Raw genomic sequence first — 23816 nt, forward strand, 5'->3', positions numbered from 1 at the left:
AGCGGACGTACCCGCACACCCAGTTTTGGGTATCCATCAAGCTATCAGCTTCACAGCCTGTGTTTGCGCTGTGCACCCCGTGCGAAAAAACGACCAGAGACCGAATAAAAACCCACAAATTCCCCATAAACTGTTCAGATATGGGAAAGTTGAAATGACCCCATTTTTCCCCGCAACGTACGCGGGCTCGTGAGAGGTAAAAGAGATGTCCGAATCCAAGTGGAAAGTCATTGGCGCCAGCGGCTTCGTTGGTTCCTCCATCGTCGCGCGTCTAAACGCAGAAGGTATCAGCGTCGACCCCATTGAGGCACCTCGACTCGCAACCCGAGCCCTCGACGTAGACAGCATCATCGACGAAGCAGACCAGCTTGAAGGCATCATCGACTCCCTCGCAGAAGCCTTCGCAGGCGCGCAGGTCGTCGTCAACGCTGCGGGCCTCGCAGCGCCCAATATGCAGGATCTACCTCCGCTCGTCGGCGCAAACGCCCTGCTTCCCGCAGTAATCGCCATCGCCGCGCAGCGCACCGGCGTGCGCCGCGTCATCCACCTCTCCTCCGCAGCGGTGCAGGGCCCGCGCCTCGTGCTGGATGATTCCGAAGAGACTAACCCGTTCAGCGCCTACTCCTTCTCCAAGGCACTCGGCGAAGAAGCGCTGCTCGACCTGCAGGACTACTTCCTCGAAGAGCACCCCGACTGCGCACCCGAACTGTGCATCCTGCGCGCAACCAGCGTGCAGGGCCGCGGCCGACGCACCACCGAACTCTTCGCCAAGATGGCCTCCTCCCCCTTCGCATCCGTTGCGGGTGCAGGCACCGGCAAGTCCCCGGTTTCCAGCGTGCACGCCCTCGCAGAATTCGTGGTCATGCTCGGCACCTTCCCCGGCGAGCTACCCACCATCGTGCTGCAGCCCTGGGAAGGCGCAACCGTCGCCTCCGCATCCGTGGATGCTGGTCGCCGCCACCCGCACCGCCTGCCCGAGTGGCTCTGCCGCGCAGCCGTCAAGGCGGGCTACACCGTCTCCGAACTGATGAATGACAAGTTCGCAGGATCCGTGCGTAAGGTCGAGGTCATGTGGTTTGGCCAGGGCATCGACGACTCCTGGGCACGTGACAACAACCTTCTGCCCACCCCGCGCGTGCGTGAAGTACTGCGCAATGCCCACACCGCGCTGGGTAAGAAGAAGGACCGCCGCTTCGAGAAGAAGTAGGTAGCGCGCGTGCTCTCCTAAAGGTGCACGACCTGAGGCACACAGCCTAGTTGCGCGCCTCTAGAGGGCTCATAACGAAAGGGAACCCCCGATATATCTGAACGATATATCGGGGGTTCCCTATACGTTTTTATGCTCCGGGCTCATACACGCGCAGAGGTTTAGAGGTGATCCTCCGGGGTGTCTTTCTGCTCGGTCTTTGCCTCAGCTTCAGTCTTGGTAGCCTCTGCCAACTTAGCCTCATCCTTAGCGGCAGTCTCAATCTTCGACTCGCCAAAGACCAGCGCGCGAGCAGTATCAGCAGGAACCGGGTGGGTCTGGGGCTCATCCGCACGAACCGGCTTCGGAGTGTTGTCACGGTAGCCGCGCGAACGCTCCTGATCCACGCCGGTGCTGAAAGCAGAAGACAGAGCCGAAGTAGCGCCCAGCAGGGACGCCGCGACAGAACCGGCAACCGGTGCCGAAGCGCGACGAGCAGGCTCACCGCTCACGGTGTGGGTGCTGTCCCACTGCTCATACGCCTCATCCAGGTCAGCCTGCTCATCCAGAGCACGCTCAGAAGGAGTCGACTCAGACGACGCAGAAGAAGCAGCCTCAGCTTCCTCAACCTTACGAGCCGCCTGCTCGTCAGCCTCCGCACGAGTCAGAATGGTCGGAACGACCTCGCGCAGCTCCTCCACCGAAATTGCGCCCTCACGAACCACCACGTAGGGGAAGGAGGTGCAATCCAGAATCGTGGACGGTGCCGGGTCACGCTCAGTCACCACAACCACGCCGTCCTCATTCGGCTCAGACTCAAGCGGCTTAGGACGAGCACCACCATCAATCACCACGGCAACGTCCTCGCCCAGGGATTCCATGGCGGTCTGTGCGTCCAGAGCGGCTTCCTGACCGGTCTTGTTCGCGCTCGAAACCGCCAGCGGACCGTGCTCAGTCAGCAGCTTCAGGGCGAACTCATCATCGGGAACACGCACGGCAACAGTACCGCGGGTCTCACCCAAATCCCAGCTCAGTGACGGGTACGCGTGAAGAATCATAGTCAGCGCGCCGGGCCAGAAGCGACCACCCAGATCGTAAATATCGTCCGGAACGTCGTCGACCACGCCAGCGAGCGCAGCAAGATCAAAGATCAGCACGGGCGGCGGCATGGTGCGGTCGCGGCCCTTATCTGCCAGCAGCTTGGCAACGCCCTGATGCGAGAAAGCATCGGCGGCAATACCGTAGACGGTATCGGTGGGCATCACAATCGTGTCGTGCGCCTTCAGCGCCTCGCGGGCAGCTTCAATGGCCTCGCGGGTCTCAGTTTCAGTCGTTACGGGGTACAGCTTTGCAGTCACGGGTCTTATTCTCTCATGTTTTTCTGGATGCGGCGAGACACCGGCACCCACAACGCGCCATGTGGAAGCACTCTTCCGGAGGTTCACCATATTTCACCAGCTCTGAGCTGGCTGAGGAGGCGGACGCGTTGCCTTCACGCAGCCCGGCACGGGCTAGGTGGTGCATCTACTAGTCTAAAGGCTCTAGTGGGCGCGGTTTATAACCGACGCTATGACGCGGACGATTATTCAGGTCACGCACCGGGTAGCAGCCCTCGAAGCCGACACGCGCCAACAGCTCGGCGACGGCTTCTTCCTGGGTGTCGTCGTGCTCCATGATGAACAGGCCGCCGGGGGTAAGAAGCTCGAAGGCGCGGGCGGCAATCGCGGAGGGAATCTGCATGCCGTCCTCTCCCCCGCCGTACAGTGCCATGTCCGGGTCGTGCAGGGCGGCTTCCGGGTCGGCGGGCACGTTCGCCGGCGGAATGTACGGAGGGTTCGAGAGCACCGCGTCGAAGGTTCCGGCGAGCTCGGGCAGGGCGGTGAGGGCGTCCCCCTGAACCAGGTGCACGCCGAGCGGCCCCAGGTTCTTGCGGGTGTAGGGGATGGCGTCTTCGGAGAGTTCCACCGCGAACACCTGGGCGTTCGGCAGTTCGCTCTTGATTGCCGCGGCGATAGCCCCGGAGCCGGTGCACAGGTCGACGATGCGCTGCTGACCGGTTGCCGATTCGGTGCGGGGTGCCAGCACCTTGAGGGCTTCTTCGACGAGTAGCTCGGTCTCGGGGCGGGGTACGAACACGCCCGGTCCGACTGCCAGTTCTAGGCGGTAGAAGGGAGCGGAGCCAGTGATGTGCTGCAGCGGTTCGCGGCGGACGCGGCGGGCGACCAGCGCCTCGTACTCTGCGACCTGTTCGGGGGTGAGCCGCTCCCCCATGAGCGCCGCGTGCTGTAGGCGTGAGCGTGAGCCGTCGTAGAGCAGGTACGCGGCGAGGAGCTCGGCGTCCACGCGGGGGCTGGGCACCTGCACCAGTGCCGCGGTGGCGCGCGTGAGTACCTGCGCGAGTTCTTCCCCACGCGGGTCGTGCACATTCACCTTCATGAGCTCTCCTTTTCATCTCTCAACGGCTCAAAGCCTATCGCGGCATACAGGTGAGGGGCTCCACCGCCGCAGCGGCGAGCCCCCTCACCAACATCTCGTACCGTTTCAAAGAATCGGCACGAGCAAATACAGAATTACTTCTGTTCCTGGCCCACCTGAGCGAGGCGGTGCGCCTCGTCCATCTCAATAGCGGACTGAACCACAGGCTCCAGGTCACCATTCAGTACGGCATCCAGGTTGTACGCCTTGTAGCCGGTACGGTGATCTGCAATGCGGTTCTCCGGGAAGTTGTACGTACGGATACGCTCCGAACGGTCCATGGTACGCACCTGCGAAGCACGGTGTGCCGCGTTCTCAGCGTCAATCTGCTCCTGCTGGTGAGCCAGCAGTCGCGCACGCAGAACGCGCATCGCAGCTTCACGGTTCTGCAGCTGAGACTTCTCATTCTGCATCGCCACCACAATACCGGTCGGCAGGTGGGTAATACGCACCGCCGAGTCGGTGGTGTTCACCGACTGGCCACCGGGGCCCGAAGAACGGTACACGTCAATCTTCAGGTCGTTCTGGTTAATCTCGATTTCTTCCGGCTCATCCACCTCGGGGAACACCAGAACACCGGCAGCGGAGGTGTGGATACGGCCTTGAGACTCAGTCGCCGGAACACGCTGCACACGGTGCACGCCACCCTCATACTTTAGGTGCGCCCACACGCCCTCAGCCGGCTCATTCGAGGAGCCCTTAATAGCAATCTGGGCATCCTTGTAACCGCCAACATCGGTGCTGGTCGAAGAAATAATCTCAGTCTTCCAGCCCTTGTTCTCGGCATAACGCATGTACATGCGCAGCAGGTCACCAGCGAACAGAGCCGCCTCGTCACCACCGGCACCAGCCTTCACCTCAAGAATGACGTTACGGCCGTCATCCGGGTCACGCGGAATCAGCAGGCGGCGCAGCTTCTCCTGAGCAACCTCCAGCTCCTCCTCCAGACCGGGAATCTCCGCCGCGAAATCCGGATCCTCATCAGCCATCTCGCGAGCAGCCTCAAGGTCATCCTTCAGTGAAGTGTACTTGTTGTACGCAGTCACAATACCGGTCAGCTCCGCGTAACGGCGGCCCACACGGCGTGCCTTACCCTGGTTCGCCTGCACAGCGGGGTCAGCAAGCTGATTCTGCAGGTCAGTGTGCTCATCCAGCAGAACCTGAATAGATTCAAACATTCTGTTCTCTCTTCCATCTCCCGCACTTTACGCCGCACGGGCAGGCACTAGACATCTCGCACCCCACACAACAGGGATGCGCAAAACGAACGTCTCACGCGCCCCACCCACATGAGGAGGTGGGGCGCGTGAGATACGAGCCTTAGTCGACCAGACGCAGACCGTTCTTCTGAACCGTCAGAAGGAACTCCACGTTGCTTTCAGTCTTACGCAGCTGGTTGGTCAGAACGCCCAGAGCCTGCTCAGGCTCCATACCCGCCAGGGCACGGCGCAGACCCCACATAATCTTGATCTCATCCGGGGAGAGCAGATTCTCCTCGCGGCGAGTACCAGAAGCGTTAATATCAACCGCCGGGAAGATACGCTTATCCGCCAGCTGACGGGATAGGCGCAGCTCCATGTTACCGGTGCCCTTGAACTCTTCGAAGATCACTTCATCCATCTTCGAGCCGGTCTCAACCAGGGCGGTAGCCAGAATGGTCAGCGAGCCGCCCTCTTCAATGTTGCGGGCAGCACCGAAGAACTTCTTCGGCGGGTACAGTGCGGCAGAATCCACACCACCGGAGAGGATACGACCGGATGCGGGAGCCGCCAGGTTGTATGCGCGGCCCAGGCGGGTCATGGAGTCCAGCAGCACGACCACATCGTAGCCGAGCTCCACCATACGCTTCGCACGCTCAATAGCCAGCTCAGCCACGGTGGTGTGATCCTCAGCCGGGCGGTCGAAGGTCGAGGCAATAACCTCACCCTTAACGGTGCGCTGCATATCGGTCACTTCTTCAGGACGCTCATCCACCAGGACCATCATCAGGTACACGTCCGGGTTGTTCACAGTAATCGCGTTCGCGATGGACTGCAGCATGAGGGTCTTACCCGCCTTCGGCGGGGACACAATCAGACCACGCTGACCCTTACCAATCGGGGACACCAGGTCAACCACGCGGGTGCCCAGCTTCTTCGGGGTGGTCTCCAGGCGCAGACGCTCCTTGGGGTACAGCGGGGTCAGCTTCGAGAACACGCGGCGGTTCGCTGCTTCCTCAACGCTCTGACCGTTAATCGCCTCAACCTGAACCAGGGCGTTGAAACGCTGGCGGTTGTTCGACTCACCCTCGCGCGGCACGCGAATCGCGCCGAGCACGTGGTCGCCCTTACGCAGGTTGTACTTCTTCACCTGAGCCAGGGAGACGTACACGTCATTGGTGCCGGGCAGGTAGCCGGTGGTACGCACGAAAGCGTAGTTATCGAGGATGTCCAGAACACCCGAAATCGGTGCCAGCACATCGTCTTCGCTCAGGCGAGGCTCGTTCTCCTCGCGGCGGCGAGCCTGCTTCTCAGCACGCTCAGCCTGACGGTCACGCTTGGAACGGCGCTCAGTACGCTCGGTGCGCTCAGCACGCTCAGCGCGTTCTGCACGCTCAGCAGCCTTACGCTCGGCACGTTCGCTACGCTCAGCATTGCGCTCTGCACGCTCCGCCTGGCGGTCACGCTTAGTGCGGCGCTCGGTACGCTCACCATCCTGATCGCGGCGACGCTCACGGGTGCGGGTACGCTTCGAGCTCTTCTCACCGTCGGGGGTGCCAAAAGTCATGTCCAGGGCAGCGTTCAGGCTGTCCAGGCTCGCGGTGCCGTCAGCGGTAGTAGCCTTCAGCTCAGCAGAGTTACCGGGCAGGTCAACCTGCTCCGAACGCTCACCAATACGCTCAGCAGCCAGCTCAGCACGCACATCCAGCGGGGGAAGCTCAGCAGGCTTCTCGTCCTTACGGGTGCGGGTGCGGCGGGTACGCTTCTCCGGCTTCTCGTTATTCTCAGTCTTCTCGGACTTCTCAGCCGATGCGTCCTCGCCCTCAGCGGCGCGGCGAGCGCGCGCACGCTTCTGAGCGGGAGTCTCGTAACGGGAAGAGCGGGTTCGCTTCTCAGACTTTTCAGCCTTCTCAGCGCCCTCAGCGGGGGCTTCAGCAGCCTCAGCGTTTTCGGTCTTCTCAGCCTTTGCCTCGGCGTCCTTCTGGGCGCGAGTACGGCGGGTACGGCGAGGCTTAGACTCTTCAGTCGTCTCAGCAGCGGGAGTCTGGGCAGACTCAGCAGCAGCCTCAGACTTAGGTGCCTCAGACTTGGGCGCAGCAGGAGCGGCTACGGCGCCACCACGCTGATGCTCTTCAAGAGCCTGAACCAGCTCGGCCTTCTTCAACTTCAGATAGCCGCGGATACCAAGCTGCTGGGCGAGGACACGCAGCTGCGCGACCTTCAAGTTTGCAAGTTCCGGTGCGGCAGCTGCCGTACCGTACTCATCGGTGACAACAATATTCTTTGCCAACTACAATTCCTTTGGTTATAAGCCCTGAAAATCTTCAGAATAAAGATCGGGCGGGCGCTATAGCGCGGTCAAAGGTTTAGGCACTGCCGAAAGAAAACAGCAGTCTGCACCTTCGACTCCCTCGAACCGCGCTGGAGGCGGTTCGCGTCTCTTACCGTACCCGCTGATTCAGACACAGCGAGCACACACGGAAGATAAGGCGCTCTATCACAAATGTGGGCAAGCCCAAACCATCATCTCTAAGAACCATTTACATGAGATGAAGAGGACGGATTGGTCACTTTGAAAGGGCACCCGCCGCGAAACCGAACCTCCAGAAAAGTCTTCCCCTATGCGTCAGAAATAAAGAAAGACATGAATCCCAAAGGCACTCCCCCGAACCTTACCGGCTCCCGCCCAGATACAAAAGCATCTGAGGCATCAGGGGAAACGGAAGTACGTTACGAAGGATAGTATCGACGGTCTACATTGAACGACGGGCGAACCTCAACATAGGACGAACTAATAACGTCCTACTGAGTAACTATAACACCTTCAGTATCAATTTCAAGGGGAAGAACCCGCCAGTTCAAGCGGCGATCCACAATAGCGCTACCAGGGTGAGTCGCCTCAAACTCGGCAATCGCCTCCTGAACCTGTCGCACCTGCTCATCACCGTGCGCAAAGGTCAAAACAGTCGGGCCAGCGCCAGAAATCACCGCCGCAAAACCCTGACCGCGCAGGTACGCAACCAGCGCAGCCGACGGCTCCATCGCGGTCACGCGGTACCCCTGATGCAGGTAATCCACGGTCGCATCCATCAGGTACTCGGGAGCATCAGAGAGAGTGCGCACCAGCAGCGCCGCACGAGCCGAGTTCGCCACCGCCTCAACGTGGGGCATCTGCGTGGGGATCAGCGAACGAGCAAGCTTCGTCGACACCTCATAATCGGGCACAGCCACCACGGGGTGAATCTCAGGATGCACCGGAATAATCAGGGTCTTCCAGTTACCCATCTCACCCCAAGACACCGACAGGTTGCCGTAAATCGCCGGAGCCACGTTATCCGGGTGGCCCTCCATATCGGAGGCGACCTGCAGCATCTGCTCATGGCTCAGACGGTGTTCCTCCGGCAGCAGACCGCTCGCCGCAGCCACACCCGCCACAATAGCCGACGCCGAAGAACCCATACCGCGAGAATGCGGAATCTTATTATCAGCAATCAGCTTCACCGGCGGCAGTTCATCCAAACCAGCCGCCGCGAAACCAGCCTTCATCGCCTGCAAAACCAGGTGGCTCTCGTCGTGAGGAACGTCCGCGCTACCCTCACCGCTGAGCTCAAACTCCAGGCCGGATTCAATACGCTCAACAACCAGCTCATCATAGAAGCCAAGACCCAAACCCATGCTGTCATAGCCGGGACCCAGGTTAGCGCTCGTAGCGGGAACGCGAACCTTAACGGACGCGCCCACCGGAATATCAGAAATATGCAGGGAAGACATGAGAAGAACCTCGCGATCGGTGACGTAATGAGTGAATAGGTGAAAGATATAAAAAGGGGCTGTCATGCAGGTGCACCCCGCCCCGCAAACACGGGACGGAGTGCACATCGTAGTATGAATAGGCTAGTGCAAATCGAGAATATCTGCCACAGCAACCACGTCGAAGGGAGCCTTAGTCGGCTCAACCTTCACGCCGTTCACAGCCTGCAGAGCCCACTGCGGGTCCTTCAGACCGTGACCGGTCACGGTAATGACGATGGTCTTACCCTCGGGAGCTTCACCGGCGCGGTGCTTCTTCAGCAGACCCGCAACACCAGCAGCCGAAGCCGGCTCCACGAAGACACCCTCGCGGGCAGACAGCCAGCGGTGCGCCTCCAGAATCTCCTCATCGGTGACAGCCTCAATCACGCCGCCAGACTCATCACGAGCAGCTTCAGCCTTCTCCCACGACGCGGGGTTACCGATACGGATCGCGGTCGCAATGGTCTCAGGAGCCTCAATCGGGTGACCAGCAACGATCGGTGCAGCACCAGCAGCCTGGAAGCCCCACATGATCGGGCGCTTGGTCGCAACCGGCTCCAGAACCTTACCGTCACGGTTGGTGTAAGGCTCCGAGTACTCCTTGTAGCCCTTCCAGTACGCGGTGATGTTACCCGCGTTGCCAACCGGCAGCAGGTGGTAATCGGGAGCGTCACCCAGGGTGTCAACAACCTCGAACGAACCGGTCTTCTGGCCCTCAATACGGTAAGGGTTGACCGAGTTCACCAGGAACACCGGGTAGTTCTCGCTGAGCTTGCGAGCAATCTCCAGGCAGTTATCGAAGTTGCCGTCAATCTGAATGATGTCAGCACCGTGAGCAATAGCCTGAGACAGCTTACCCATAGAAATCTTGCCGTCCGGAACCAGCACTGCACAGTGCATACCAGCCTGCAGAGCGTACGCAGCAGCCGAAGCGGAAGTGTTACCGGTCGAAGCACACACAACAGCCTTCGCACCGTCACGCTTAGCGGCGGTCATCGCGCTGGTCATACCGCGGTCCTTGAACGAACCGGTCGGGTTCATACCCTCAAACTTCAGGTAAACGGTGTTACCGGTCTCAGCAGACAGTGCCGGCGCGTGAATCAGCGGGGTACCGCCCTCGCCCAGGGTCACAGCCTTCACATCGTCTGCGAAAGGCAGACGGTCACGGTACTCATTGATAACGCCCTGCCACACGTGTGCCATTGGCTTCTCCTTCAATCTTGGCGCCCCGCCCGCCGGACCTCCCATAGGTCCGGCGCGGTAGCGGGTACGCGGGTTCGTTCGTGAGCGATGCTTGTACACGCAAACATCGCAGGTTTAGTGAGCGGCGCGTGCCACACATCAGTTCGCGCTAAGTAATTCTCGGCGCTTAGTGCTTCTCAGACTCCACGCGGATGACCGAGTTCACCTCACGCACAGTGTCCAGCGCGTCAATCACAGCAATCGCACGGCGCAAATCAGCGTCCTTCGCAGAGTGGGTGACCATACGAATCTGAGCCGCACCCTCCTTCGGGGTGGACTGGCGCAGAGAATCAACAGAAATACCGTGCTCAGTCAGGATGCGGGTAATGTTTGCCAGAACGCCCAGGCGATCCTCCACCAAAACACCCACCGAGTAGCGAGACACCACGTTATCCAGACCGGTTGCGTGCAGCTGAGCGTGAGAAGTCTCCGGAACACCGGGACCGCCCAGCACCAGACGACGAGCCAGGGACACGAAGTCCCCCAGAACAGCCGAAGCAGTCGGTGCGCCACCCGCACCGGGACCGTAGAACATCAGCTCGCCAGCGTTCTCCGCCTCAACGAACACAGCGTTGAACGCACCGTGCACGCCCGCCAGCGGGTGCTGACGAGGAATCAGGGTCGGGTTCACGCGAATGTTCGCGCCATTCTCACCCTCACGCTCGCAAATAGCCAGTAGCTTGATGACGTAACCATCAGCATCCGCGGCAGCAACATCATCAGCGGTGATGGAAGTAATGCCCTCGGTGTGCACGTCATCAATAGTGAACGTCGAGTGGAACGCCAAAGAAGCAACAATCGCAGCCTTCGACGCGGCGTCATGGCCCTCAACGTCAGCGGTCGGGTCAGCCTCAGCGTAGCCAAGCTTCTGAGCCTCAGCCAGTGCGTCCGCGAAGGATGCGCCGGTGGTGTCCATCTGGTCAAGAATGTAGTTGGTGGTGCCGTTCATGATGCCCAGAACGCGGGTCACACGGTCACCAGCCAGGGAGTCACGCAGGGGGCGCAGAATCGGGATAGCACCCGCAACAGCAGCCTCGTAAGAGAGCTGAGCACCGGACTCATCAGCGGCAGCCTGTAGCTCCACGCCGTGCTTAGCCAGCAGCGCCTTGTTGCCGGAGACCACGGACTTACCCGCCTTCAGAGCACGCAGAATGCGAGTGCGAGCCGGCTCAATACCGCCGGTCAGCTCGATGACCACATCCGCCGCATCAATCAGGGATTCAGCGTCGGTGGTGTACAGCGAGGGATCCGCATTCCAGTGGCGGGATGCATTAGTATCGCGCACAGCAATACCGATCAATTCCACGGGCGCGCCAATGCGCTTTTCAAGGACGGCATTATCCTCTACCAGGATGCGAGCAGCCTGGGAACCGACATTACCGGCACCAAGCAGTGCTACTTTGATCTTTTCAGCCACGATAGTCTCTTTCTACGGTCTGTTCCAGGTTCGCCCCGGAATCTCTTCGGGCTAAGGCACGGATACGGCGCAGAGCACGCACCCAACAACCACTTTATCAAGAGGCGGCGACGGGGCTGCAGCCTCAAGGTGCGACTTTTACTCTCTGAGATGAGGTTTCCCTCACAGTGATGAGGTGAACCTTATCTTCTGTCATGTTGTGAACGCACAAAACCGTGAAGACCCCGCCCGCAACCGTCACCTCACGGCACGCATTGTAGAAACGGGAACTTCACGGCTTTTCATGATGTCAGACAGGGCTCTTAGATTTCCGACCCCATATCCAGCGCCAACATATCCTCCTCACGCTGACGGCGAATCATCACGCGCGAAGGCTTACCCTCAGCAGTGGCAATCACCGGCGGGCGAGTCAAGAAGTTATAGTTCGAACCCAGCACATAGCAGTACGCGCCGGTCGCCGGAACCGCCAGAATATCGCCAGCCTGCAGGTCAGCAGGCAGGTAGCAGTAACGAACCACCACATCGCCAGACTCGCAGTGCTTACCCACCACGCGAGAGAGCACCTGCTCCCCCGCCGGGGCACGATTCGCCAGGGTCACCGAATAATCCGATTCGTACAGCACCGGGCGGGCGTTATCGCTCATACCGCCGTCCACCGAAACATAGCGGCGCACGCGAATCTCGCCATTCTCATCCTCAATGCTCACGTTCTTAATGGTGCCGACCGTGTACAGAGTCGCACCCGAAGGGCCAGAAATAGAACGGCCCGGCTCAAACGACATGTGCGGAATCGCCATGCCCAGGCGCTCGCAGGTTGCCGCGACGGAAGCGGCAATCGACTCGGTCACCTCGGTAATGGAGCGGGGGCGATCCGCCTCGGTGTAGCCGATGCCGTAGCCGCCGCCCAAATCCAGCTCCGGCAGGGTCACGCCCAGGTCACGGTTGAGGCGGTTCATGAACTCCAGGGCGGTAGTAGCCGCCTGCTCGAAGCCCTCCGCCTCAAAAATCTGCGAACCAATATGGCAGTGAATACCGCGAAAATCCAGGGAATCGGTTGCATTCAGAATCGCGGCAGCCAGAGCCGCGTAAGAATCAGTAGACTCAACACCCCAGTGCTCCAGCTCCTCCTCATCCAAACCCGCGAGCGCTGCGGTGCCGGGCTGCAGGGACATGCCGAACTTCTGGTCCTCGTGCGCGGTCGCAATGGACTCGTGGGTCGAAGCATGCACGCCGGGGGTGATGCGAATCAGCACCGGAACCGGGGCGTAGGGTTCCTCGCCCTCCGCCACACGCTCGGCGGCAAGCTCGGCGTACACGCGCTCAATGAGCTTGAGCTCGTCCACCGAGTCAGCCACCACGCGGCCCAGGCCGTTGCGGATCGCGCGGGCAATCTCAGCCTCCGACTTGTTGTTGCCGTGCAGGGCGATGTTCGCGCCGGGCACCTGTGCGCGCAGAGCCAACGCCAACTCACCACCGGAGGCGGTATCCAGGCACAGGCCCTCCTCAGTCGCCCAGCGTGCCACAGCGGTGGACAGGAACGACTTACCGGCGTAGTAGACGCTCACCTTCGCACCGTGCGTGGCGAAAGCCTGCTCAAAAGCGGTGCGGTAGGCGCGGGCGCGGGCGCGGAAGGTCGTCTCGGAGAAGACGTACTGCGGGGTTTCGTGCTCAGCAACCAGGTCGCTGACGGTCACGCCGTCAATGCAGAGCTCGCCCTGCTCATTGCGGGTAAAGGAATCCGTCCAGATGGTGCGGGACAGGGCTTCGGGGTGCTCGGGGTAGGTGAGCCATTCGGGGGCGTAGAGGGCGCGGGCTTCGCTCATCGTGTCTCTTTCTTAGCTATCTTGCCGGCATACGCTCAACCCCCGCCCCGGTAGCACCGGGTCGGGGGTTGAAACGAGAGTATTACATGCGCTCGGGTGCGCTCACACCCAGCAGGTTCAGGCCGTTAGCCAGCACCTGCTGCGCCGCGTTGTTCAGCAGCAGGCGGGTACGGTGCAGGTCGGTGACCTCTTCATCCGCCTTGGGGGTGACGCGGGAGACACCGTACCAGCTGTGGTATGCCGAAGCGAGCTGCTCCAGGTAGCGGTTCACACGGTGCGGCTCGTAGAACTTCGCGGCATCACGCACAGCAGCGGGGAACTGGCCGAGTACAGCCAACAGCTCGCCGTCAGCAGCCGAGTTGAGCAGGGAGGTATCCACGCCATCCTCAACCTTCACGCCAGCCTCCGCGGCGTTACGTGCCACAGCGGCAGTACGTGCGTGAGCGTACTGCACGTAGTAGACCGGGTTCTCGTTGCTCTTGGAGGTCAGCAGGCCCAGGTCAATGTCGATGGGGGTATCCACCGAGTAGCGGGTCAGCTCGTAGCGAGCCGCGTCAACGCCCACAGCCTCGACCAGGTCCTCGAGAGTGACCACGGTGCCGGCACGCTTGGACATGCGGACGGGCTTACCGTCCTTGACCAGGTTCACCAGCTGACCAATCATGACCTCAATCTGGTCGGCACGGTAGCCAAGAATCTGGGCGATAGCCTTCAGACGGCCCACGTAGCCGTTGTGGTCAGCACCGAGCATGTAAATCGCCACGTCAGCGGGGTTTACTGCACGGGTCATCTTGTCCTGGTAGTAGGCGATATCGCCCGCCACGTAGGCGTGGTTACCGTCAGATTTAATGACCACACGGTCCTTGTCGTCGCCGTAGTCGGTGGTGCGCATCCACCATGCGCCGTCAGCCTCGAAGAGCTGACCGTTCTCGCGCATAGTGTCGAGCAGAGCGTCCACCTTGCCGCCTTCGAACACGGAGTTCTCGTGGAAGAACACGTCGAAGTGGGTGCCGAATGCCGCCAGGGACTCCTTAATCTGATCGAACATCAGGTGAGTACCGATTTCGCGGAAAATCTCTTCGGGGTTCTCAGCCTCAAGCGCGTCAGGGCGCTGAGCCAGAATCTGGTCCTTAATGTCAACAATGTACGCGCCAGCGTAGCCATCCTCGGGGGTCTCCTCACCGCGGGCAGCGGCAATCAGGGAGCGCACGAAACGGTCAATCTGGGTGCCATGGTCGTTGAAGTAGTATTCACGCACGACGTTAGCGCCCTCAGCCTCAAGGACGCGGGCAAGCGCATCGCCGACGGCAGCCCAGCGGGTGCCACCCAGGTGGATGGGGCCGGTGGGGTTCGCGGAGACGAACTCAAGGTTAATGGTCTTGCCGGCGAACTTGTCGCTGCGGCCGTATGCTTCGCCAGCCTCAACGATGGTGGCGGCAAGCTCACCAGCGGCTGCGGCGTCCAGAGTGATGTTCAGGAAGCCGGGACCAGCAATATCTACGGATGCGACACCGGGGATGGCACCAATCTTCTCAGCCAGAAGAGCTGCTGCCTCACGCGGGTTCTTGCCCACCTTCTTAGCGAGCTGCAGAGCGACGTTGGTTGCCCAGTCGCCGTGTTCGCGGGACTTGGGGCGCTCCACTCGGACGGCGGGCAGTTCAGCGCCCTCCACGAGGGTCAGCTGGCCGGAGGAAATGGTTTCTTCAAGGGCAAGCGCAATGGCTTCGGAGAGTTCTTCAGGAGTCATAACAAACTATTCTAGCAAGCCTTGGCAGGTACCTGACCCTTTATCTAGTGCATATCTGATACCATAGGTGGGTTGCCTCTGTAGCTCAGCGGATTAGAGCACCAGTTTCCGGTACTGGGGGTCGAAGGTTCGAATCCTTTCAGGGGCACGATGTTCTTATTCGAGAGGGAACACGGGAGCCGATATCCGAGGCGTATTGTTCGGGTATCGGCTCCTTTTTATTTAACAACCCAACTTTATTGAGCCGCTCACCCTGTTGTGCATAAAGCCTGCGCCGGGTGACCGTTCCCGCCAGCTCCCTCTTCAACCTCAGACTTCAACCTCAGATTTCAACCTCAGAGGGTGGACACTACCCGCCTGCCTGTTGTGGCAACGCTAACAGCCTTGAGAGAATGGGAAAACGCGCACACCCGTCACATCAGCACGGCTCAAGCCACAACAGCGGAGGTAACCCGATGACCACCATGCGCCAGATTCAGCTCACCGAATGGGGCGACGAAAGCGTTCTGCACGAAGCAAACGTGCCTATCCCCTCGCCGGTGCGCGGTCACGTGCTCATCAAGACGGTTGCCGCCGGTGTCAACCCGATTGATGTGACCACCCGCAAGGGTCTGGGCCCCGCCGCTCAGCTGGCAGATCCGTCGTACAAGCCCTTCGTGCCCGGCTGGGATGTTGCCGGCACCGTGGTTGCTACCGCCGGCGACTACACGGGTTTTAAGGTGGGCGACGGCGTATTTGGTCTTGTTGCTTTCCCCTCCCCCGCCGGTGCGTACGCCGAGTATGTTCTCGCCCCAGCGCATCAGCTGGTGAAGGTGCCCGCCGATGTTCCCTGCGCGCAATTGGGCGGCGCTCCCCTGGCGGCACTGACCGCATACCAGGCGCTCTTCGAAGTGGCGCGACTGAAGGAAGGCGAGCGCGTGCTCATTCACGCCGGTGCCGGAGGCATCGGTCACCTCGCCGTTCAGCTGGCAGCGCAGGCTGGCGCTCAGGTTTTTGCGACCGCCTCCACCGCGAACCACGAGTTTGTGCGCTCGATGGGTGCCCAGCCCATTGATTACCGCGCCGAGGATTTCCGCGCCGTACTGGGCCAGACCATGGACGTGGTACTCAATTCCACCGGTCAGCAGACCTTCCTCGATTCGCTGGAGGTGCTGGTTCCCGGCGGCCGCATTGTCACGCTGACCAGCCCCGACCCGTTGGATGTTGCGCGTGAGCACGGCTTCGAGGCGCAGTGGCTGACGGTTCACCCGGACCGCACGCAGATGCAGGAGATTGCCCGCCTCATGTCCCTGGGCCTGTTGAAGGTACACGTGGATCAGGTGCTTGATTTTTCGCAGGCTGCGCAGGCTCATGCCCTGGTGGCGACGGGTCGCACCCGCGGCAAGATCGTAATGGTTCCCTAACGAGGTGCTGATTCATGCAGATTTCTGAGAGCGTGCCGACCGTTGAGGGCGCATTGAACGCTGAGGACGCGCCGAAGGTTGAGAGCACCGAGTACCGCTCCGGTTTTTACCGCGAGGCGGGCTTTTACGATGCCCACTCACTACCCGACTACGGCGCGCAGTCGCCGGTAACTCGCGAGGCGTTCGCCTACGATTTCTTCCCCCCGACCGGGGATATCTCTTCCCCCGCGCCACTACTGGTGTGGGTTCACGGTGGTGCCTGGCGCTTCGGCACCAACCAGGCCCTACGCGACACCGTCCTGCGCACCCCTGGCGGGGAGCAGCCCAATACCCAGGCGCTCATGCGCGCCGCTTTTCAGCAGACAGGCTGGGCGGTCGCGTCCATCAACTACCGGTATTCGCATCAGGCGCTCTTCCCGGGTGCCCTGCACGATGTGAAGGAGGCGCTGCGTTTCTTCCGCGCCAACGCGCACGAGTTCGGTATTGACCCGCAGCGCATTGCGGTAGCGGGCGGAAGCGCCGGCGGGCACCTGAGCATGATGGTTGCGCATACGGGAGATTCCGCCGCCGGTGACCGTGCATATGGGGATTCTGCGAGCGCACCCGAACACGCCGAGCACGACGAATACTTTGAATACTTTGAGGGCAGGGCGGCGAGCGCCTACCCGTCCCATAGTTCGCAGGTGGCGGCGGCGGCTTCGTTTTACGGGGTCAGCGATTTGAGGACCATCTTCACCGACCGTCCCCTGGCTGGCTACGCTCTCGACCACCCCGAGGATGACGGTGCCGAATGGCGACTGCTGGGAAGCACCCACCCCGTACCCGCAAACGTGTCTACTATCGACGCTTCCAAGGGCGAGCGGGCGGTTCCGAGTGTCTGCATCGAGCGCGCCCAAAAGAACTGGGAGCGTGCGCATCCTATTGATGCGGTACGCCCCCAGAAACGAGTGAATAAGGTCGAAAGTGCCTCTGCACCGGGTGCGAGCGGCGGCGCTACTGCCCTGATGCTTGTGCACGGTATTAGTGATTCGTGTGTGCCGTACCAGCAATCGGTGCGGGTGTATCAGGCGCTGCGCACGCGGCAGGTACCTACCGATTTGGTGCTGGTTCCGGATGCCGAACACGGGGATTCGCGCTGTTTTAGCCCCGATATTGTTCAGCAGATGCTGCTATTTCTCAACCGCGCTATTCAGTTCAACCGTAGTGCCTGAACCGTACTGTCTGATCAGAGTGATTGACCGGACAGTGATTGACCAGATGCGGGTTTAGCGAACGCGGCGATTCACGTATTCGTGCTCAAGGCGGTAACGTTCGAGGTCATCAAAAGCAACGCGACGGTGCGTGTTAATGCGCTCGAACGGAATATCTCCGCGCTCCAGCAGGCGAACAACGGTCGGGCGGGATACACCCAGGTAGTCTGCCGCCTCCTGCGTGGTCATGAGGCGGTCCTGGCGTACCACGCAGACATCCTTACGGTCGGCGAATGCGCGCGCTACGGAGGTGAGGGGCCCGTACATTTCGGGAGAAATCTGTACGCGCTCGCCGTCGCCGGTGACCAGGTAGAGGGTTTCTTCGGCGCTGAGGCGGTCAAAGTGGGTGCGCAGACTCGCGTGAACGAGGGCTTGGAAGAGCTCTTCGCAGCGGTGGTGAATTTCTTCGTGCTGTCCGTCTTCGCAGCAATCCAACACTGCAACACGTGTTGCCGGGTACGTCTTTGGTGATGGCATAGTCACTCCTTCGTTACTGTGTTATTCACCACTGTAGCAGTTGAACGAAACTATCGAAAGAAAGTTAAGAAGCGCAGTTAATTCGCATCTACGGTGCATAAAATTTAAATGAATAATTATTAATTCTATAGATATCATTTGATGTCATTTATTGTACATTAACTGCTCTCTTGGGGCCGGTATTCCCCCGCCGCCCACCCCGGGGTTCCCGCGGACAAACCCAAATATGACAAACAAAGCACACCCCAAGCTCACCGCGGGCAAGGCGAGTACACTGGATAGGATATGTCTGAGCAGAAATCCACGAAGAAACACGCAGATACTTCTAAGGCCCCCCACACCGCCCCCACCATGGCGAGTATGGCCGCCGCAATCCACGCGGCAAAGGTACGATCTTCCGAAAAAACCGCAGATAAAACTACTGAGAACAACGCGGTAAAAAACGGCGCCCCCAAGAAGGGCGCGCAGAAGAATAACGCAGACCGCAAGAACTCCTCCCGCGGCGCCTCCGAACGCAACTCCAACGCCTCCCGCTCCAACCGACGCGCAGGCGCCAACAACCGCGCCCGCAAGCTGGGCAACCAGCAGGGCGACAGCAAGAGCAGCCAGCAGAACCGCCCGGCACCGCGCCGCTACGAACCGCTCATCCCCGAGGCCATCACCTACCCCGAAGAGCTACCCGTCAGCGAACGCCGCGAAGACATCATGAACGCGATCCGCGACAACCAGGTCGTCATCATCGCGGGTGAAACCGGCTCCGGTAAAACCACCCAGATCCCCAAAATGTGCCTCGACCTGGGCCTGGGAGAGAAGGGCCTCATCGGCCACACCCAGCCACGCCGACTCGCCGCACGCTCCGTCGCCGAACGCATCGCCGAAGAACTCGGCCAGAAAATCGGCAAAACCGTCGGCTACCAGGTGCGATTCACCTCCGAAGTGGGCGAACACAGCGCTATCAAGCTCATGACCGACGGCATTCTGCTCGCCGAGATCCAGAACGACAAGCTGCTGCGCCGCTACTCCACCCTCATCATTGACGAGGCGCACGAACGCAGCCTGAACATTGACTTCATCCTCGGCTACCTCAAGCGCATCCTGCCGCAGCGCCCGGATCTGAAGGTCATCATCACCTCCGCGACCATCGACCCGGAGCGTTTCGCACGCCACTTCTCCCCCAGCTACGTGCCGGGCAAGGGCATCGTCGACGAAAACCTCAGCGCCGAAGAACGCGAAATCGCCGAAGCAATCCTGCCCGACGACGCGCCGCCCATCATTGAGGTGTCCGGCCGAACCTACCCCGTGGAAATCCGCTACCGCCCGCTCGACGAGGAAGACTACCTCAGCGACGACGAAATCGAAGACGACCACGACCCCACCGACGGCATCCTCGACGCCATTAAGGAACTCTCCAAAGAAGCGCCCGGCGACATCCTCATCTTCTTCTCCGGTGAACGCGAAATCCGCGACGCCAAGGACGCCATCGAGGCAATGGTTCTCAAGTCGCCGCGTCTGAACTACGAAGTGCTGCCCCTGTACGCGCGCCTCTCGCTCGCTGAACAGCACCGGGTGTTCTCCCCCGGATCCCGCCCGCGCATCGTGCTCGCCACGAACGTTGCCGAAACCTCACTGACCGTGCCCGGCATCAAGTACGTCATCGACACTGGCACCGCACGCATCTCCCGCTACTCGGCACGCACCAAGGTTCAGCGCCTGCCCATCGAACGCATCTCGCAGGCAAGCGCCAACCAGCGCTCCGGTCGATGCGGCCGCGTCAGCGACGGCATCGCAATCCGCCTCTACTCCGAGGAAGACTTCAACTCACGCCCCGAGTTCACCGACCCCGAAATTCTGCGCACCAACCTCGCAGCCGTCATCCTGCAGATGATCGCAATCGGCGTGGTCCGCGAACCCGGCGACATCTCCCGCTTCCCGTTCGTGCAGCCGCCCGCATCCCGCGCCATCAACGACGGCGTGAACCTGCTGCGCGAACTCGGCGCGCTCACCGAACGCCCCCGCGCCCCCCGCAAGGGCCGCGGCAATAGCGCAACCCTCACCGCCATCGGCCGAGCCATGGCGGCATTCCCCGTGGACCCGCGCCTGGCCCGTATGATCATTGAAGGCGGCCGCCGCAACTGCGCCAAGGAAATGATGGTGCTCGCCGCCGCCCTGACCATCCAGGACCCGCGCGAACGCCCCGCCGACGTGCGCGCCGAAGCAGACGCCATGCACGCCCGCTTCGTCGACGACACCTCCGACTTCTCATCCTTCCTGCTGCTTTGGGACTACATCAACGAGCAGCAGGCGGCGATGGCCTCCTCGCAGCTACGCAAAATGTGCCACCGCGAATACATCAACTACCTGCGCATCCGCGAATGGCAGGACCTCTTCGCCCAGCTACGCGAAATGGGACGCACCGCCAACATTCACGCCAGCGGCGGCAGGGACATCAACGCCTCCGCCCACGAAATCGACATCCACAAGAGCCTGCTCTCCGGCCTGCTCTCGCACGTAGGCGTCAAGGAAGAACGCGAAAAAGACTCCAAGGGACGCAACCGCGGCCCCCGCGAATACCTCGGCGCACGCGGCACCAAGTTCGCAATCTTCCCCGGCTCCGGCCTGTTCAAAAAGAGCCCCGACTGGGTGCTCTCCGCCGAACTCGTCGAAACCTCCCGCCTGTGGGCGCGCACCAACGCCTCCATCGACCCGCAATGGATCGAAGAAATCGGCAAGCACCTCATCAGCGTGCAATACTCCGAACCGCACTGGTCCCTCAGCTCCGGCGCGGCAGTCGCCTACGCCAAGGGCACGCTCTTCGGCCTGACCATCTACGCCGACCGCCCCGTGCAGTACGCCCGCGTAGACGCCGCCGCGGCCCGCGAACTGTTCATCCAGTCCGCCCTCGTCGAAGGCCAATGGCACACCCAACACAAGTTCTACCTGCGCAACCAGCGCGCCCTCGCCGAAGTCGAAGAACTCGAAGCACGCCTACGCCGCCGCGACCTGCGCGTAGACGACTCCGTACTCTTCGCCTTCTACGACGCACGCATCCCCGCCCACGTGACCGACGTGCGCGCCTTCGACAAGTGGTGGAAGCAGGCACGTCTCGAAGACGACAACTACCTAGACTTCAACCCCGAAAAGCTCATCAACGAGGAAGCCGCCGACTACGACGACTCCCAGTTCCCCCGCCAGTGGGTGCAGTGCACCGACAGCGGCGAACTGACCCTCGACCTGCGCTACGAATACGCCCCCACCGCCGGCATCGGAGGCGCCCGCACCGACGCCGCCAAGCGCGATGGCGTAGCAGTCCAGGTACCCATCCTGTTCCTCAACCAGCTGAACCCCGAACCGTTCCGCTGGCAGATTCCCGGCCTGCGCCACGAACTCGTCACCGCGCTCATCAAGTCGCTGCCCAAGGCGATTCGACGTAACTTCGTGCCCGCACCCGACGTGGCACGCGCCGCCTGCGCCGCCCTGGAAGAGGACTACTCCCCCGCCACCGACGAGCTCATCCCCTCCCTGGCACTCGTACTACGCCGCCTGCGCGGCGTCGTTGTCGAGCCCGAAGCCTTCAACTGGGACGCCGTGCCCGAACACCTGAAAATGGGATTCCAGGTGCGCAACGCACACAACAAAATCCTGGGCGAAGGCAAGGACCTGCGCGCCCTGCAGCAGCAGCTCCACAAGGAGATTCGCGGTGCCCTCGCCGACTCTCTCGGCGCATCCGATGACACCATGGCAAAAATGGTGGCGCTCGCGCAGGGTGGTTCGGGCGGCTCGGGTAACTCGGGTAACTCGGGTAGCTCCGCGGCTTCTGCCAAGAAGAGCGCAAAGAACGCTCAGAACGGCACCGCCCAGGTAGCCGATGCGCATGGTTCTCAGGTACGCGAAATCAGCGGCCTCACCGAATTCCCCGCCGATCTCTTCCTCAACGGAGAAATCCCCCGCAAGGTACAGCGCATCATCGCCACCCAGGCAGTCAACGGCTACCCCGCCCTTGTCGACGAAGAAACCAGCGTAGGTCTGCGCATCTTCCCCACCGAAGCCGAGCAGCTCCACGCACAGCGCCGCGGCATCATCCGCCTGCTCCAGCTGCAGGTGCCCTCGCCCGTACGCTACGTGAGCGAACACCTCTCCCATAAGGAGAAAATCGTCTTCACTCAGAACCCGCACGGCTCCATCGACGAACTCATTCGCGACTGCACCGTCGCGGCACTCGACCACCTGGTGCCGCACACGCCCATCTTCACGCACGCCGAATACAGCGAACTCTACGAGCACGTGCGTGCCGAACTCATCGAGACAGTCTTCGACGTCACCAAGCTCGTCGCCGAAATCCTCTCTGAAGCCACCGCGCTGAAGAAGGCAATCAAGAAGGCAACCTCGCTGACGACCATGCACGCCGTCTCCGACGTGAAGGCACAGATGGAGAACCTCGTCTACCCCGGATTCGTAGCGAAAACCGGCTACGACCAGCTGGTTCACATCCCCCGCTACCTCAAGGCCGCCCAGGTGCGCCTGACGAAGCTCGGACCAAACCTGCACCGCGACAACCAGCTCATGCTCACCGTGCAGGACCTGGAAGACTCTTACGATAACGCGGTCAAGTCGCTACCGGCAGGCACCATCGTGCCGGATGCGCTCCGCCGCGTGAACTGGATGATTGAGGAGCTGCGCGTCAGCTTCTTCGCCCAGGAGCTTGGTACCGCCTACACGGTGTCTGAGAAGCGCATTGCGAAGGCTCAGCGTGAGACGCTGGACGCTATCAAGCGTTAGATTTTGAGCTTGCGGATGGCGGTGCTCACCTCTCTCCTACAGGGGCACCCGCCCTCGCAGAGCTCGGGCACCCTGATGTCGCTACGGGCGACACCGCCTGTCCGCGGTAGGTTCCCGCCTCAGCTTGCGCTGTGAACGGCAAAGAGCCCCCACACGATCTCCTCGTGTAGGGGCTCTTTCATCTCTGTGGTTTTTGATGCCCAGCGGGTCGGCAAGCTATGCACTTCCTCCGCTCCTGCAGGGGAACCCGCCGCACCCGGACGCTCCGCGCCTCCTTGCTCCGCTGCGGAGAGCACCCGGGCGGGCACCCTAATGTCGCTTTCAGAAGGTGCGGCGCTGGGGCACAATTTCAGCTCACCTGTCCGGCGGAGCCAGCAAAAGATGGAGAAGGCGACAGCCCCCTTCCCTTAAGTTCGTTATGCCGGTATCGCGCACCCAAGCCCTGAATTTACGAATCTAAGACTGAGTGCCTTAGATCGGGAACGGAGGGATGGTGTCCTCCGTCGTGACATCAGGGTGCCCGAAGCGAAGCGAGGGCGGGTCCCCTGCGACGGCACGGAGGAAATATACGCAGCACCGCCTCCAGAACATACACAGGGCAACAGAGGAACACCATCCCTCCCGCAAACCCAAGAAACCAAAAAGTTAAACACAAAAGCCCTTAGCTCGAAAGCTAAGGGCTTTATCTGTGCGCGATACTGGGATCGAACCAGTGACCTCTTCCGTGTCAGGGAAGCGCGCTACCGCTGCGCCAATCGCGCTCACAAAACAATTGTTTTGTTGCGAGGTGAGGACGGGATTCGAACCCGCGTACACGGCTTTGCAGGCCGCTGCCTAACCACTCGACCACCTCACCGCATACGCTCCACAAGGGAACGCGTTCGAACTCTTGGAGTCCTTACGAGCGGTTGACGAGACTTGAACTCGCGACATCCACCTTGGCAAGGTGGTGCTCTACCAACTGAGCTACAACCGCATATCAGCGTATTCAATTTGAATCATGACGAGGAGTTTGTTGCTCCGTCGTGC

General features: G+C 61.0%; 14 protein-coding genes and 4 tRNA genes. 5 read left to right on the forward strand and 13 right to left on the reverse strand.

Annotated elements, in window-relative coordinates; genetic code table 11:
- The first annotated feature begins 205 nt into the window (after positions 1-205).
- The gene (locus tag HMPREF2779_RS01635; protein WP_070629498.1) at positions 206-1207 is read left to right on the forward strand and encodes an NAD-dependent epimerase/dehydratase family protein; all 1002 of its coding nucleotides are present in this window, start codon (positions 206-208) and stop codon (positions 1205-1207) included.
- Positions 1208-1368: 161 nt separating this feature from the next.
- Here HMPREF2779_RS01635 and HMPREF2779_RS01640 read toward each other — a convergent pair whose 3' ends face one another.
- The 9 genes from HMPREF2779_RS01640 to argS all read right to left on the reverse strand — a co-directional run bounded on the left by HMPREF2779_RS01640 (position 1369) and on the right by argS (position 14881).
- A complete protein-coding gene (locus HMPREF2779_RS01640; protein WP_070629499.1) occupies positions 1369-2544 on the reverse strand; it encodes an L-threonylcarbamoyladenylate synthase in 1176 nt (391 codons plus the stop codon).
- Between the two features lie 169 nt (positions 2545-2713).
- Positions 2714-3622, reverse strand: a complete 909-nt coding sequence (gene prmC / locus HMPREF2779_RS01645) for a peptide chain release factor N(5)-glutamine methyltransferase (protein WP_105360654.1) — start codon at positions 3620-3622, stop codon at positions 2714-2716.
- A 134-nt stretch (positions 3623-3756) separates the two neighbouring features.
- Entirely contained in the window at positions 3757-4839 is a 1083-nt protein-coding gene (gene prfA / locus HMPREF2779_RS01650; RefSeq protein WP_005506482.1) for a peptide chain release factor 1, read from the reverse strand.
- A 142-nt stretch (positions 4840-4981) separates the two neighbouring features.
- Positions 4982-7150: a transcription termination factor Rho gene (gene rho / locus HMPREF2779_RS01655; protein WP_105360655.1), complete on the reverse strand. Its 2169-nt coding sequence runs from the start codon at positions 7148-7150 to the stop codon at positions 4982-4984.
- A gap of 512 nt (positions 7151-7662) precedes the next feature.
- Positions 7663-8631: a homoserine kinase gene (gene thrB, locus HMPREF2779_RS01660; RefSeq protein ID WP_105360656.1), complete on the reverse strand. Its 969-nt coding sequence runs from the start codon at positions 8629-8631 to the stop codon at positions 7663-7665.
- Positions 8632-8754: 123 nt separating this feature from the next.
- Positions 8755-9855 (reverse strand): threonine synthase, encoded by a 1101-nt coding sequence (gene thrC, locus HMPREF2779_RS01665; RefSeq protein WP_105360657.1) that lies wholly within the window; start codon positions 9853-9855, stop codon positions 8755-8757.
- 166 nt (positions 9856-10021) lie between these two features.
- On the reverse strand, positions 10022-11311 hold the full coding sequence (locus HMPREF2779_RS01670) for a homoserine dehydrogenase (protein ID WP_105360658.1): 1290 nt from the start codon (positions 11309-11311) through the stop codon (positions 10022-10024).
- 302 nt (positions 11312-11613) lie between these two features.
- Positions 11614-13134 (reverse strand): diaminopimelate decarboxylase, encoded by a 1521-nt coding sequence (gene lysA, locus HMPREF2779_RS01675; RefSeq protein ID WP_070687109.1) that lies wholly within the window; start codon positions 13132-13134, stop codon positions 11614-11616.
- Between the two features lie 82 nt (positions 13135-13216).
- A complete protein-coding gene (gene argS, locus HMPREF2779_RS01680) occupies positions 13217-14881 on the reverse strand; it encodes an arginine--tRNA ligase (protein ID WP_105360659.1) in 1665 nt (554 codons plus the stop codon).
- A 74-nt stretch (positions 14882-14955) separates the two neighbouring features.
- Here argS and HMPREF2779_RS01685 point away from each other — a divergent pair.
- From HMPREF2779_RS01685 to HMPREF2779_RS01695, 3 genes are all read left to right on the forward strand, one after another.
- Positions 14956-15029: transfer RNA gene (locus HMPREF2779_RS01685), tRNA-Arg, on the forward strand.
- A 307-nt stretch (positions 15030-15336) separates the two neighbouring features.
- A complete protein-coding gene (locus HMPREF2779_RS01690) occupies positions 15337-16284 on the forward strand; it encodes an NADP-dependent oxidoreductase (RefSeq protein WP_105360660.1) in 948 nt (315 codons plus the stop codon).
- A 14-nt stretch (positions 16285-16298) separates the two neighbouring features.
- The gene (locus HMPREF2779_RS01695; RefSeq protein WP_105360661.1) at positions 16299-17495 is read left to right on the forward strand and encodes an alpha/beta hydrolase family protein; all 1197 of its coding nucleotides are present in this window, start codon (positions 16299-16301) and stop codon (positions 17493-17495) included.
- A 54-nt stretch (positions 17496-17549) separates the two neighbouring features.
- On the opposite strand, the gene HMPREF2779_RS01700 is transcribed toward HMPREF2779_RS01695, so the two are convergent.
- A complete protein-coding gene (locus tag HMPREF2779_RS01700) occupies positions 17550-18011 on the reverse strand; it encodes a helix-turn-helix domain-containing protein (protein WP_005506503.1) in 462 nt (153 codons plus the stop codon).
- Positions 18012-18296: 285 nt separating this feature from the next.
- On the opposite strand from HMPREF2779_RS01700, the gene hrpA reads away from it, so the two are divergent.
- Complete coding sequence (hrpA, locus tag HMPREF2779_RS01705; RefSeq protein WP_105360662.1) at positions 18297-22787, forward strand: ATP-dependent RNA helicase HrpA; 4491 nt, start codon at positions 18297-18299, stop codon at positions 22785-22787.
- A gap of 689 nt (positions 22788-23476) precedes the next feature.
- Here hrpA and HMPREF2779_RS01715 read toward each other — a convergent pair.
- The 3 genes from HMPREF2779_RS01715 to HMPREF2779_RS01725 all read right to left on the reverse strand — a co-directional run bounded on the left by HMPREF2779_RS01715 (position 23477) and on the right by HMPREF2779_RS01725 (position 23763).
- Positions 23477-23548 (reverse strand) — tRNA-Val (locus HMPREF2779_RS01715).
- Positions 23549-23572: 24 nt separating this feature from the next.
- Positions 23573-23643, reverse strand: a tRNA-Cys gene (locus HMPREF2779_RS01720).
- A gap of 47 nt (positions 23644-23690) precedes the next feature.
- A tRNA-Gly gene (locus HMPREF2779_RS01725) sits at positions 23691-23763 on the reverse strand.
- Positions 23764-23816: the final 53 nt, after the last annotated feature.

This window comes from Rothia sp. HMSC069C03, assembly GCF_001811075.1.
GTDB classification, from domain to species: domain Bacteria; phylum Actinomycetota; class Actinomycetes; order Actinomycetales; family Micrococcaceae; genus Rothia; species Rothia mucilaginosa.